At 58.9% G+C, this 14,343-nt stretch carries 6 protein-coding genes and 1 tRNA gene; 4 read left to right on the top strand and 3 right to left on the bottom strand.

Annotated features, from left to right (window positions below; genetic code table 11):
- Nucleotides 1-383 precede the first annotated feature (383 nt).
- A tRNA-Glu gene (locus tag VAE55_RS08925) sits at nt 384-460 on the bottom strand.
- 154 nt (nt 461-614) lie between these two features.
- Nucleotides 615-1,178, bottom strand: coding sequence for a hypothetical protein (locus VAE55_RS08920; RefSeq protein ID WP_322815435.1), 564 nt, complete (start codon nt 1,176-1,178; stop codon nt 615-617).
- 171 nt (nt 1,179-1,349) lie between these two features.
- On the opposite strand from VAE55_RS08920, the gene cysK reads away from it, so the two are divergent.
- Nucleotides 1,350-2,279 carry a cysteine synthase A gene (cysK, locus tag VAE55_RS08915; protein ID WP_012257225.1) on the top strand — a complete coding sequence of 310 codons (930 nt, stop codon included), beginning with the start codon at nt 1,350-1,352 and terminating at the stop codon, nt 2,277-2,279.
- A 131-nt stretch (nt 2,280-2,410) separates the two neighbouring features.
- Here cysK and VAE55_RS08910 read toward each other — a convergent pair whose 3' ends face one another.
- Nucleotides 2,411-2,533 (bottom strand): hypothetical protein, encoded by a 123-nt coding sequence (locus tag VAE55_RS08910; RefSeq protein ID WP_273067780.1) that lies wholly within the window; start codon nt 2,531-2,533, stop codon nt 2,411-2,413.
- Between the two features lie 149 nt (nt 2,534-2,682).
- Here VAE55_RS08910 and VAE55_RS08905 point away from each other — a divergent pair, with 149 nt between their 5' ends.
- The 3 genes from VAE55_RS08905 to VAE55_RS08895 all read left to right on the top strand — a co-directional run.
- A complete protein-coding gene (locus VAE55_RS08905) occupies nt 2,683-10,155 on the top strand; it encodes a DUF2298 domain-containing protein (protein ID WP_322815434.1) in 7,473 nt (2,490 codons plus the stop codon).
- Nucleotides 10,152-12,596 (top strand): DUF2298 domain-containing protein, encoded by a 2,445-nt coding sequence (locus VAE55_RS08900; RefSeq protein WP_322815433.1) that lies wholly within the window; start codon nt 10,152-10,154, stop codon nt 12,594-12,596. Before VAE55_RS08905 ends, VAE55_RS08900 begins: the two co-directional genes overlap by 4 nt.
- 92 nt (nt 12,597-12,688) lie before the next feature.
- Nucleotides 12,689-14,343: NAD(P)/FAD-dependent oxidoreductase (locus VAE55_RS08895; RefSeq protein WP_322815432.1), on the top strand; the 1,655-nt coding region annotated here is incomplete at its 3' end.

The following is a 14,343-nucleotide window of genomic DNA, read 5'->3' as shown; positions in this document are numbered from 1 at the left end:
CGGCTGGCGCGGCAGCATGGCTGCCGCACTCTAAACGACGCCACACGCGGATGATGAGCGAGCAAGGCAACCAATTCAGTGCGTGATGGCACCGGAGATGGTTATTCGAGCGCGACAGTACAACTTTTTATGAAATAAGTTCTAGTGCGTCGTTGCAGGCGTACTGATTGATCCAGAACATTCACACTCAGGTGCACCACCAACATTAAATCGCCACCAGAGAGCCGCTCATGAGGCGTTACGGGTGCGAGAACGCTGATCCGGTGTATCTGTACTCAGATGCAGATCGGAAATTGTGGTGTACGTTCACTGCTACCAGATTTGACACACACCTTACAGTCTCCATAAACAGAAAGCGCACTGCCTGTTGCAGTGCGCTTTTATGGTGCCCCCAGCGGGATTCGAACCCGCGATCTCCACCTTGAAAGGGTGATGTCCTAGGCCACTAGACGATGGGGGCATGACCGACTGGCATTATACCATACTTTGCGATTGTTGCAACTGGTCTGAAGTCTGATCGGTTACCGACCAGCCGTGCTTGTGAGCAGAAAGGCTATTGGCGGCACAGGGACGGTTCGAGCACCGCCCATGTGCCATCGGCTTGAGCCGGTGCACTAAGCCTCCGGCAGTTCATCGTAGTAGTCGGCCAGACCGGCCAGTGTCATTTGGGCCAGAAATGGGGTAACCTCGTTACCGAGTGAGGTGCGGAATGCGCTGTAATCAATCGCCACTGCCGCCTTCCAATCGCCTGTTGTGGTAAAGCGTGGTAGGTAGCGGCGCAACTGCGCTGCTAGCAGCCGACGTGGATTGGGCAGGGCAAAGAGCAGGACGGCCTGCTGAAGGTACTGCGAGAAGGCCGTTGGGTCTGACTCGTCGGCAACTGGTGGTTCGCCAAGTTTGTCGATAATTCGACGAATGATCTCCGGCCCGATATGAAGCGGTTCAAACATCGGATCGCGGAACAACTCGACACAGTAAGCATCGAGTGCCGCCGGATCGCGATGCAATTCAAGGGCTAATGCCCGTTGACCGTTCAATGCCCGTACTGCATCGGCAATCCGCGCCTGCTCATCTGCATCGGGCGGATCGGCCAACCAGGTGCCCGCGCACCGGGTTAAACGAATTGCCTCTTCTCCACCGCCGGCTCGATCTACCGGACGCACTGCACGACCGCGCATTGCTTCTCCCTCTTGTTCTGAATGAATCGTTGCGCCGTCTAGTATAGCATGAACTTTCTGCGTGATTGTCACTACAAAACTTGACTTTCTTGCCTGACAAATTGACATTTATTGCTGCTCTGAGTACAATAGCAGATAGAGCGTAAACCGTTTAGCGTAAAGGAGCCAACTGTGGCCCGTATTTACAACTCGATCACAGAACTGATTGGTAACACGCCGCTGGTGCGGCTTAATCGTGTGAATGACACCCAAGCTACCGTGGTAGCCAAGCTCGAATTCTTCAACCCGGCCAGCTCGGTCAAGGATCGTATCGGTCTGGCAATGATCGACGCTGCCGAGCGTGAAGGGTTGATCCGGCCCGGAGAAACGGTCATTATCGAGCCGACAAGCGGCAATACCGGGATCGGCCTGGCGTTAGTCGCTGCCGCACGTGGTTACCGGCTAATCCTGACGATGCCGGAAACGATGAGTATCGAACGGCGCAAACTGTTGCGTGGCTTTGGCGCCGAGCTGGTGTTGACGCCGGGTAGTGAAGGGATGCGGGGTGCCATTGCCCGCGCCGAGGAGTTGCTGGCCGAAATTCCCAATAGCTTTATGCCGCAGCAGTTCAAGAACCCGGCCAACCCGGCCATTCACCGTGCCACTACCGCTGAAGAAATCTGGCGCGATACTGATGGTCAGGTCGATATTGTGGTCGGTGGTGTCGGTACCGGTGGCACACTCACCGGAATTGGCGAAGTGCTCAAACCGCGCCGACCGAGTCTGCGCATTGTCGCCGTCGAGCCGGAGGCTTCGCCGGTGTTGTCGGGTGGCAAGCCTGGGCCGCACAAGATTCAAGGCATTGGCGCCGGGTTTATCCCAGATGTGCTGAATACCAGTATTCTTGACGAGATTCAGCAGGTGAGCAACGAAGATGCCTTCGCGATGGCCCGTCGGCTGGCTCGCGAAGAGGGTTTGATGGTCGGTATCTCAAGTGGGGCTGCGGCGACCGCAGCGCTGCGCGTAGCCCGCCGTCCTGAAAATGCCGGCAAGCTGATCGTCTTTATTGTGCCCTCAAACGGTGAACGTTATCTATCAACGCCACTCTTCGCTGAAGAGTGATCAGCCGCCGCAACAACGACCGATTGCCCCAACCTTATAGTTGGGGCAATTTTACTACTCACATGAAACGCATCTACATCTGTCTGGGGCCACATTGCCGCGGGCGCGGTGCAGCCGATGTTCACATCGCATTAGAAGATGCTATCTGGCGCGCCGGCTTGTCCGATCAGATCACGTGTATCGCCGGTAGTTGTCAGGATCGTTGCACTATTGGCCCCAATCTGCTTGTCTATCCGGGCGGGTGTCGGTTTCACGGCGTGACTCCAACGGAGCTTCCTACTCTCATCGCACAGCTTGCTGATACCGGTGTATAATGCCAGCGCATGCGTCGAATGCGCTGTTTCGCTGTATCATCGATCAAGCAGGCTGACTATACGTCGTGGGAACCGCTGTGCAACAGGCTATGCTCCGCTATCGAGTCTGGTTCGTCCGCTTTGGGCTGACGGCCATTTTACTGTTAGGGTTCTACCTGCGGACGCTAAATATCGCTGATTGGGACTCTGGAACCGGTCAGCATCCTGATGAGCGCTTTTTTACGTATGTCGCCTCAACGGTACGACTACCGGGCGATGTAGCTGAGTTTTACGACTCCAGTCGTTCACCACTCAATCCGCGTAATTACGAGCAGTTTCCGCTTTACGTCTACGGGCCGCTCCCTATCATGCTGACGCGGGCCGTCGCGGTGATGCTGACTCCACCAGAAGAGCTGCCGGCGCAGGTGCTCACGATTGCCGGGCCACCACGGGTAGGGGCCGATCCAACAGCGCCAACTGAACGACGTACCGATTACGGGCCGGCAATTGCCAACCCGGAACGAGCCTGGCCACGCCTGACACCTCTGATCTGGTGGCTGAATCCCGACCGCGTCAATCTGACGAGTTACGGTGAGATTGTTAAGGTTGGACGCACCCTGGCGGCGCTGTTTGATCTCGGTAGCGTTGTCCTTGTCTATCTGATTGGCTGCCGTTTGTTTCGGCGACGGATGGGCCTGATAGCGGCACTGCTCACAGCACTCACGGTCATGCATATTCAGCAGAGCCATTTCTTTGTCGATCCGGCCTTCTCAACCTTCTTCTGCCTGCTCGGGTTGTACTGGACGGTGCGGGTCGCTCAGGGGGGAGGCGTTGGCTCGTATCTTGCGCTCGGTCTGAGTATCGGAGCAGCAAGTGCCAATCGGATCACGATGGTGACGATTGGTGGCCTGGCGGTGGTAGCAACACTGATTGCGGCTCAACGGGCATTGCAGGGGCAACGCTGGACGATGCTCTTCAATCGCTGGGTGCAGCGCAAACTGTTGCTCTTGATCCTCGCCGGTCTGGTCTCGTTTGTCGCATTCCGCGCCCTCGCTCCCGATACGTTTATCGGCTCGCGAGCCGATTCGCCACGCATTGATGGCCCATCGCTCCTCCACGGTGCCGGGTTTTTTGATATTCGACTCGATCCCCGCTTTCGTGAGAATTTAACCACGGTACGCGCCCTAGTGACCGGTGAGTACGACTTTCCGCCCGGTCAGCAGTGGGTTGGCCGACCGGCCTATATCTTTCCGTGGCTGAATATGGTGTTGTGGGGGATGGGGCCGTTGCTGGGGCTGGCGGCCTGGGGCGGATGGCTTCTCTTTGCCGGGCGGTATGTCCGGCGTGGCTGGCAATGGGCGCTTCATCCGACATCACTCATTGGACGGCCATGGCATCCGGCCTGGGTACTCTGGTGCTGGGCAGCGTTCTATTTTGCCTGGCAAGGTAACCAGTTCGCTATCACCATGCGTTACCTGCTGCCAATCTATGGTGCGCTCACGGTACTGGCGGCCTGGGCACTGGTGACTCTGGCCCGGTGGGGACGTTTGCGACTGCGTGCAGTTATCGCGGTTCGCTCGATCTTCTGGCGGCAGCGGGTTACCGGCACCGCACAGCGTCTACTATTTTGGACGGCCAGAGTTGCGCTGCCGGTCGTGCTGGTGGCGACCGCCATGTGGGCCTATGCCTTCTCTCGCATCTACACCGTTCCCCATTCGCGGGTACAGGCAGCACGCTGGCTCGCCGAGCATGCCCAACCCGGCAGTGTTGTCATCTCCGAGCGCTGGGACGATCCGCTCCCGTTGCAGGCCACGACAAATGCCGCCTGGAACATCACCTTTTTTGGGATCGATTCGTCGCCGTATGCCGAGGACGAACCGGTCAAGTATTTCGGTAATGGTAGCGAACCCGGTCTCCTCGATCAGCTCGATCAGGCTGATTACATCACGCTGACCAGCAATCGTGTGTACGATAGTACCTCACGGTTGCGGATGCGCTATCCGGCCCTGATGCGCTATTACCATTACCTGTTCAACGGTGAACTCGGTTTTGAGCTGGTAGCGGAGATTACCTCGTATCCGACGATCCTTGGCATTCGCATTCCTGATTGGATGGCTGAAGAGGCATTTAGCGTCTACGACCATCCGCGTGTACTCATCTTTCAAAAGACACCGCTCTATAGCCGTGAACGGGCCGAGCGATTGATCACCGAGAATGTCGAATGGGGCGAGGTGTATAAGTCGCCGCTCTTAATTGCCGACCGTAACCCAACGGCTCTTCGTCTGACCGAGAGTGTCTGGCCACGATACGCGGCTGGCGGTGAATGGTGGTCCTGGTTGGGCACCACTCCCTTCGCCGCGATGTGGTGGCTGTTCTGGCTGGAAGGATTAGGGCTGGCGATCTTTGCCGTGATTGGGCCACGCTTACGTAACCTGCCCGACCGGGGATATAGTCTGACCAAGATCGTGGGTCTCTTGCTGGTCGCGTATCTGGCGTGGTTAGGAGGCAGTCTGCATCTGGTACCGTTCGCACCGGCTACACTCTGGATAATCGGGATGGTTGTGCTAGGAGTGGGAGGATTCATCGGCTGGCGTGAACGTACTACATTGCGCCGCATCTGGCACGAGCGCTGGTCGGCGCTCGCTATGGCCGAGATGGTCTTTCTCGCTTTCTTGCTCGTTGGTCTAACGTTGCGCTGGCTCAACCCCGATCTATGGCATCCGGCGCGTGGCGGCGAGAAGCCAATGGACTTCGCCTATCTCAATGCAGTGCTGCGGAGTGCTGCCTTTCCACCCCTTGATCCGTGGCATGCAGGTGGGTATATCAACTACTATTACTTTGGGTTTGTGCTGGTTGGTGCGCTGATCCATCTCAGTGGTGTCGCGCCGGCAGTCGGCTACAACCTCGGTGTGGCGACCATCTTCGCGCTGACGGCGTTGGGGGCGTTTGGAGTGGTGTATAACCTGCTGGCAGCACGTTCACCGCAACCGCAGCGTGAACGAACAGCGCTGGTAGCCGCCGGATTGGCGCCGATACTCGTCTTACTGATCGGTAATCTGGCGCAGGCTGGCTGGTTCTTGAACGGCTATGCCGCCGAACAGATGGCCAAAGGACGGTATGAGTGGGCTTTTTGGGATGCCACTCGCATTACCCCGGGTACCATCAATGAATTTCCCTTCTTTACGTTTCTGTTCGCCGATCTTCACGCCCATATGATAGTGATGCCCCTGAGTCTGGCGGCATTAGGGCTGGCGCTGGCGTGGATGCGCAAGGGAACAGCCGCACACTGGTGGATCATCGGTTTGTTGGGTCTGGTCGCGGGTGCGATCCGGGCCACCAACACCTGGGATTATCCAACGTTTGTTGGCCTGGCCGGGTTGATGGTGGCGCTGGCAACAGGTCGGCGCTGGCGCCGGGCCGGGCGAGGGTGGCCGGCTACGCTCCTGGCTGCGCTGGTCGTTGGGGCTGCTCCGGCTCTGATCGGAAATATCCTCTTTGCGCCATTTATCGCCAGCTTTGCCACTGAATCCAGTGGCATTGCTCTCTGGCAGGGGCCGGGCCTTACCCTGCTGGAAACGATCCTGACCGCTGAACGCACGATGACCGGTCAGTTCGTTCAGGTTGGTGGTCACTGGCTCGTCGTCTGGTTCGTGTTTGTGGGATTGTTGGTGTGGCGACGGCGTGAAAGCCTTTTGATAGTGATTGTGCCACTTGCAGTCTGGCTGGTGGCCCTGGGGCTGAATCTGCCAGCAATTCTGCCTCTGATCGGCGTGCTGACTACAACAGCCTGGCTCTTGTGGCGCATCCGTCGTCGTTCATTCACGATCATCGTGCCGCTACTGTGGGCGTTTGGCGGGATCGGGCTGTGGGCGATGGTCGAAGTGGTGGTAGTGCGCGGTGATGTAGGGCGCATGAATACCGTCTTCAAATTCGGCCTGCATACGTGGATACTGCTTGCCATCGCGACTGCGGTTGCTCTCCCCTGGTTATGGGCAGCAACGCAGCGATTGCTTCCTTTCTGGCGTTGGGGACTACGCAGCCTGTGCGCTCTCTTTCTGGCTGCCGGCCTGGTGTACCCGGTCACTGCTGCTCCGGCCCGGATTGCCGACCGCTGGAACCCTGACGCACCGCGCACGCTTGATGGCGCGGCATTCCTGAACACTATCACCGAGATGCGCAACGGCCTCGGCTACTCACTTGATGAGGATGCGGCAACGATTGACTGGTTGCGGCGGAATGTGCGGGGAACGGCGATCATTCTCGAAGCTCATCAACCATCGTATCAGTGGGCCGGGCGTATCGCAGCCTTTACCGGTCTGCCGACGATCCTCGGTTGGGAGTGGCACCAGATTCAGCAGCGCAGTGCAGTCAACGCAACGCCGGTCATCAATTATCGTCAACAGATCATTGCCGCGATCTATAACTCTCCCGATCCGACAACAGCGCTGGCGGCGATCCGTCGTTATGGCGTGGAATACATTTACGTCGGCGGGGTTGAACGACAACTCTACAGCGCTGAAGGACTGGCAAAATTCGCTGCGCTGGTAGATCAAGGCGAACTGGAACGGGTCTTTCAGGCCGGGCAGAGCGTGCTCTATCGGGTGCGCACACCGGGCCAGCCACAGATGCTGACCAATGATCTGCCGATCCGCGCTCCGTCGCTGCGCACAACACCGGCCTTGGAGCTGTTGCAGGCGGTGCAGGATTTACCTTCAGTTGGCCGATTGAGCTGGAATACCATGCTGAACGAGCAGCCGTGGCTGGCTATCGTGGCCTGGTTACTCGTCTGGTATCTCATCGCCGGGCTGGGTGTGTTGCCTGCCTATGCGGCTCTGGGGGTACACGGTCTGGCCTGGGCACGCCCGATTGGCTTGATCTTGTTGGGGTATGTCATCTGGTTGCCGGCTAGCCTTGGCTGGTGGCGGTACGATAGTGCAGGTCTGGCGGGTGGGTTGCTGGTACTGATCGGGATTGGGCTATTCCTCTGGTGGGCTGGTGTGCGCCCTGAGCGAGCGGCGTGGCGCTCACTCCTTCCCGGCGAGGCGATCTTCCTGGCCGGTTTTGCCGCCATGACCATCATTCGGGCGCTGAATCCCGATCTGTGGCATCCGGTTTGGGGTGGTGAAAAACCGATGGAGCAGGGCTTTCTCAACGCTATCCTCCGCAGTCCCCAGATGCCACCCTACGATCCGTTTTATAGTAACGGGTACATCAACTACTACTACTACGGCCTCTATCTGATGTCGGTGCCGATCAAGCTGCTCGGTATCGATTCGGCAGTCGGTTTCAATCTGGCATTGGCGACGCTGTACGGTATGCTTCTGGCCGGGGCTTACGAATTGGGTACTCGTCTGGGTGGGCGTCGTCGCTACGGTATTGTCGCTCTCAGTCTGATCGGTCTGATGGGGAATCTGACCAGTCTGATCCCCGCCGGCTGGTCGTTGGGAGCACAGGGATTACGCCTCTTGCTAAGTGGTCAGGCCGAACTACTCAGCGATTGGTTTATTGGGCCGAGTCGCGTCATTCCTTTTACGATCAACGAATTTCCACTCTTTAGTTTCCTGTACGCGGATCTGCATCCGCACCTCATCGCACTGCCGCTAGCGCTGCTGGCAATCGTCTGTGGCTGGCACCTCATCTTGTACCCTCAACGTCCGCTCTGGCTCCTCAGCGCACTGACCCTGGGGACATTAGCGGTGACAAACTCGTGGGATTTTCCGACCTACGGGCTGTTATGCGGGCTGGCCGTCATTGCCGGTGCTGTCCGTCGCACTGGCTGGCGCTGGCAACCGCTGACGCTGTCCGTCGTGCAGGCCGTGGGGCTGGGGCTGGGATCGTTGCTGCTTTTCGCGCCCTTCTTCGACCGCTACTGGCCGATGGTACGTGGCATTGGCCTGGTCACCACCGGTGTCACGCTGCCGCTGGATTATCTGCTTATCTACGGCGTGCCCCTGATCATCGTGATTCCGGTGATTGCCGGTGGATTGCTCCAACGCTGGCGAAGCGGCTTTGCCGGTCGCCGCTGGGCACTGATTGCAAGTGGGATCGGTCTGCTGATGATCATCGGTGCTGCCGTCCCCGAACTGGCACTACGGCTATCGCTGTTCGTTGTGTTGATGGTGACGACGATCCTGCTGATGCGACGGGCAGCCGGCGCACCGGCATGGTATGCGCTTCTCCTGTGCTGGGTGGCGTGGGCGGTGTCTTTGGGGGTAGAGGTTGTCTACATCCGCGACCATCTCGATGGCAGCGAGTGGTATCGCATGAACACTGTCTTCAAGTTTGGTCTGCACGTTTGGGTGTTGTTGGGGCTGACGGCAGCTGGCCTCTTGCCCCGGCTGCTGCGTGGCTTGCAACGCTACGGTGGTTCCAGCGCCGCTATGGCAGGATTAGCGATCATTGCCATCCCGGCCATAATCGCTGGTAGCTATGCACCGGTTGCGATTCCCTCGCGACTGGTGACCCGGTTTGATGTCGAGACCGGCCTGACACTTGATGGCATGGCCTTTATGGAACAGGCCACATTTACCTACGATTGCCAGGCATTTAGTGGATGTGCTCCCGATACAGCCTTCGTCCAGGTTGATCTCAGCGGTGATGCAGCAGCGATTCGCTGGCTCAACCGGCAGATCGATGGCACACCGGTTGTGCTGCAATCGAGCCTCTGGTTCTACCGCACCTACGCTATTCGCGTGGCCGCAGCTACCGGTTTGCCGACGGTGATCAGTGCGCTGCACGCTGATGAACAGCGCGATCCGGTGGTCACCGGGCGGCGGGTGCGCGATGTCGAGACCTTCTTCACCACGACCGATCCTGATACCGCACTGCGGATTCTGGCCCGCTACAACGTAGACTACGTCTACGTCGGCGGGGTTGAGCGGGCATTCTACCCACAAGGTCTCACCAAATTCGCCGTGTTGCGTGATCGCTATCTCCGTTCGGTCTACGAACAGGATGGGGTGACCATCTACGCCGTGACCGATTTACCCGACAGTTATCGATTCTTACGCGCTGAAAGGTTGCCGGTGGCTCAACCTGCGCCCCCGCCACCGCTGTCCCCCAACGGACCAGAGATCGATCTGGCGGAACTTGAAGCCGCAGTTGCGGCACAACCTACTAATGCCCCACTAGCATTTGGCCTGGCCGAAGCCTATCGTCGGCAGGGACGGCTGACCGAAGCCGCAGATACGTTGGCGACCGCTGCGGCTGCCAACCCTAATGATGTTGGCCTGTACCATCTCTGGGGCGACATTTTAGCCGACGCCGGGCGCTACGAGGAGGCCGAGCAGGCGTATCTGGCCGCAGTGCGGGCCAGCCCAACTGCCGCGAATTACAATAAACTGGCAACTGCCCTGATCGATTGGGGCTGGCTGGATAAGGCTGAGATTGCGTTAGGGCAGGCGTTGAGTACCGATCCGGGCCTGCCCGACCCCTACTTCCAACTGGCCCGGCTCTTCATGCAACGCAAGCAGACCACGCTGGCCCAGGATGCGTTACAACGCTACCTGCAACTGGCACCCGAAGGCCGCTGGGCCGGAGAAGCTCACCAGATGCTGGCGCACCTGAACGGAGGACAACCGTGAGTGAACTGGTTGGCGATGTGCTGATCTGGTGGGTCACCGTTCAAATCTTCACTATCGTTGGCTGGCCGGCTGCGGTTCGGCTGTTTGGTCATCTACCCGGCCTGGCCTTCGCTCTAGCCCGTCCGCTCGGCCTGCTACTCAGTGGTTTTACCGCCTGGCTACTGGCGATGCTCGGCTTGGGCCGGTTCGAGCTGCCATTGATCATCATCAGTCTGTTGCTGGTCGGTGGCAGTGGCTGGCTCTGGTTATGGCGGGGGAACCATCGGCGCTTACCATCGATAGCGGTGGTGCTGCGTAGCGAAGTCATCTTTTTGCTCACCATGGTCGGCATCGTCTGGTTGCGGGCACACGATCCGACACCGTGGGGTACCGAGCGCCCGATGGACTTCGCCTTCTTCAATGCCATTCAGCGGAGCGGTCTCTTTCCACCGCAAGACCCATGGCTGGCCGGTTACAGCATCAACTACTACTACTTTGGCTATCTCTTGATGAGTGTGCCGGCAATGATCAGTGGCTTACCGCCGGCGACTGCCTACAATCTGGCGCTGGCCCTGCTGGCCGGAATGACGGCGCAAGGGGCTGCCGGTCTGATCGAGACGCTGTTGGGGCTGCTCAAACGGACGCCGCCGGCCTTCGTGCGGACCGGACTGGGTGTGCTGGGGGTGCTGATCATTCTGGGTGCCGGCAATCAATCGGGGGCGCTTCAGGTCATGCTGGGTGATGAACGAGTGGTGGCCCTCGATGATCGGCAGCTTCTGGCGGCGATAGCGCAATCCTGGCGCGGCGAGTCGATCATCGTTTTACCCTACGCGACAAACGCCCAGGACTTTGGCCTGATCGAAAGCTGGCGTCGGGCCGATAAGTGGAACGATTTCAACTGGTGGTGGCCGTCGCGTTCGCTGTGGGATGGCTATACCATCCCCGGTGATCCACCGCAGCGCGAACGGCGCTACACGATAACCGAGTTTCCGTTCTTCAGCCTGCGTCTGGGTGATATGCATCCGCATGTGATGGCATTGCCCTTCACCACGCTGGCAATCGGCTTGGCGCTGGCGGTTGCGACCCTATCCCGAGAAGCGCAACGTCCTGACTGGTTCACGCGCATTGGGCACGGCATCATCCTCGGCAGCCTCTACGCGATCAACAGTTGGGATTTGCCGACCTATCTCTTGCTCTACTGGGGAAGCCTAGCGCTGGCTTACCGGCAACCGACCGTCGCGTTTCCCTGGCGTACCTGGTTGCGCGAAGCAGTGATCATCGCCTTGCTGGCATTCGTGCTTTTTCTACCCTTTCACCTCACCTTTCGGGCACCGGTTGGCGGGGCAACGCCATGGCTTGATCTCCCACTGCTCAATCGCCTGACCAGCATCATCGGCATCTACCTGGGGGAACGGAGTGGCTGGCACGCCTTTGTCATCATTTTTGGCCTGATGGCGCTGCCGATCATCGCCGGTAGCTATCTCTACCGATCAACCACCATGGTTGATCGTACGGGCGTAGCGATCAGCGAGATGCCACGTTGGGTGGAATGGTTACCGTTCATCCTCCTCTGCATTGGCCTGCTGATCGGTTTTCCCCTGCTTGCACTGGCCGGTCTGGCTGTATACACCGGCTGGCGTGCGCTCACGACCGATGAAGCCGGTATACGCTGCGGGATGCTGATCGCCGCGCTGGGTAGTGCAGTCCTGTTCGGCGTCGAGATTATCTACATTCGCGACGTGTTCGAGGGTCTATCGGCGCGGATGAACACCATCTTCAAGTTCTACTATCAGGTCTGGCTGTTGTGGGGCGTTCTGGCGCCGGTTGCCCTCTGGTGGGTCTGGGCATTGGCGTCTGGCCGGCAACGTCTGCTGGCCGGGTCGGTGAGTGCGTGCACCGTCCTGCTGCTAATCGGAGCCGGTGTGTACCCGTGGATTGTGGTGCGCGACATCGGGCGCGGGCCGATCATCGGCCTGAATGGTTACACGCCGCGTGAACAGACGGCGGCGGGGGTAGCCGCGATTGCCTGGTTGCGCCAGTATGCTCCGGCGGGCAGTGTCGTACTGGAAGCCGTGGCGGTAGAGAATGAGGCCGCCGTGGCTGCAGGTAGCGAACAGCCACGGTGTGGCGGCTCGTACAACTGGCAAGGCTTTGGTGGCGTGTCGGCAGCGAGTGGCCTGCCCACCGTGTTGGGATGGGTCGGTCACGAGATGCAATGGCGTGGTGGCGACCAACAGGCCCTAGCCGAGCTGGGGCCACGCTGCATCGCGGTTGATACCATCTACCGCAGTGGCGATCTCAACCGGATCAGGACGCTGATCGATCAATACAGCGTTGATTATATCTACATCGGCAGCCTGGAACGTGAACGTTACCCGGCGAGTAGCCTGGATGTGCTGACCCAGATCGGCACCCCCGTATTTGCGCAGGACGAAGTCGTAATCTATCGGGTAACGCGCTGAGCACCGATGACAAAATCTCTCCAGCCGAGCCGTAAGACGAATGTATACTGATCATGGAACGTGTTTTATGAATAGTGCAAGAAAGGTTGTCCATGACAGCAACAAGCGATTACGACGTGATAGTCGTCGGTGGTGGTCATAATGGCCTCACCTGTGCCGGTTATCTAGCAAAGGCTGGTAAGCGAGTGCTGGTACTCGAACGACGCCCGATTGTCGGCGGAGCTGTCTGTACCGAAGAGGTCATCCCCGGCTACAAAATCGATGTTGGCTCATCGGCCCACATCATGATCCACCTTACCCCGATTGTCCGTGATCTCGAACTCGAACGTCATGGTCTCGAGTACATCGACATGGACCCGTATGCCTTCTATCCACTTCCCGACGGGAGTGGTGCGATCTACTTCTACCGCGATGTTGAACGCACGTGCCAGAGCATTGCCACGGTCAGCCCGCGCGATGCCGAAGCCTACCGGCGCTTCCTCGATTTCTGGACGCCCCTGAACGAGGCGGTGTTTGATGTTTTTCTCAATCCGCCATCAGTTACCCGGCTGTTCGGCAAAGTGGCATCGAGTATTCCCCGCTTACCGAAAGCCGAGCAGAAGGTGTTGGAAGTAACGCGCCGGCTCTTCACCAGCTATGCCCAACTGATTGAAGAGACCTTCGAGAGCGAGGCGATGCGGGCAGCGATGACCTGGCTGGCGGCGCAGAGTGGCCCACCACCGGACGAAATCGGTGCCGGCGACTTTTTCGGCTGGCACGCTATGTTGCACTACAGCGGTGCCAAACATCCCCGTGGCGGTTCGGGCATGCTGACACAAGCCATGGCCCGTTCGCTCAAAGCTATGGGAGGCGAAGTCATCCTCGATGCTCCGGTACGTCGCATCCTGGTGCAGAACGGGCGAGTACAGGGTGTCGAAACGGCAGACGGCCAGCGCTATTCGGCCCCGATTGTCGTTTCCAATGCCCACGTGCTGACAACCTTCCTGCAACTGGTTGGCCCAGAGCACTTGAGTACCGATCTGGTGCGACGCCTCAACCACATTCGGATCGGGAACGGCTTCGGAATGACCGTGCGCTGCGCTGCCGAGGAGCTACCCGACTACATCGCTGCCCGCAGTTATGGCCGTCCCCATGAGAGTCACCACGGCTTGCAACTCCTGAGTCCGAGTATGAACTACGTGCGGCGCGCCTACGAAGACTATCTGTGCGGTGAACCCAGCCGCGAACCGGCGGTGATTGCTATGACCTTTTCGGCCATCGATCCCGATGTGGCGCCGCCCGGCAAGCACACGGTATTCCTCTGGTCTCAATACTTCCCTTACCAGCTCAGCAATGGTCGGCAGTGGGATGACATCCGCGAGTCGGTTGCCGATTCGATCCTCGAAGTGCTCTATCGGTACGCACCAAACATGCGCGGCAAAATTATCGATCGCTTCATTCAAACGCCGCTCGACCTTGAACGGCGAATCGGCCTGCTGCGTGGCAACGTCATGCACGTCGAGATGAGCTTTGACCAGATGTTCTTCTTCCGGCCACTGCCAGAACTGGCTGGCTACCGTACCCCAATCCGGGGGTTATACCTGACCGGTGCCAGCACCCACCCGGGTGGCGGCGTCTTCGGTGCGAGTGGCTACAACACTGCACGAGTTGTGCTGGCCGATACCCGTGCCCGGCGCTGGGGGCCAATCGTGTTGGGAGCCGGTGCACTGGCTGCCGGCGCGGTACTGGCCGGGCGCAAATTGCTGCG

The sequence above is a fragment of the Chloroflexus sp. genome (assembly GCF_034432675.1).
GTDB lineage: Bacteria > Chloroflexota > Chloroflexia > Chloroflexales > Chloroflexaceae > Chloroflexus.
The sequence above is the reverse complement of the archived record's forward strand: the minus strand, read 5'-3'. Positions and strand labels throughout refer to the sequence as shown.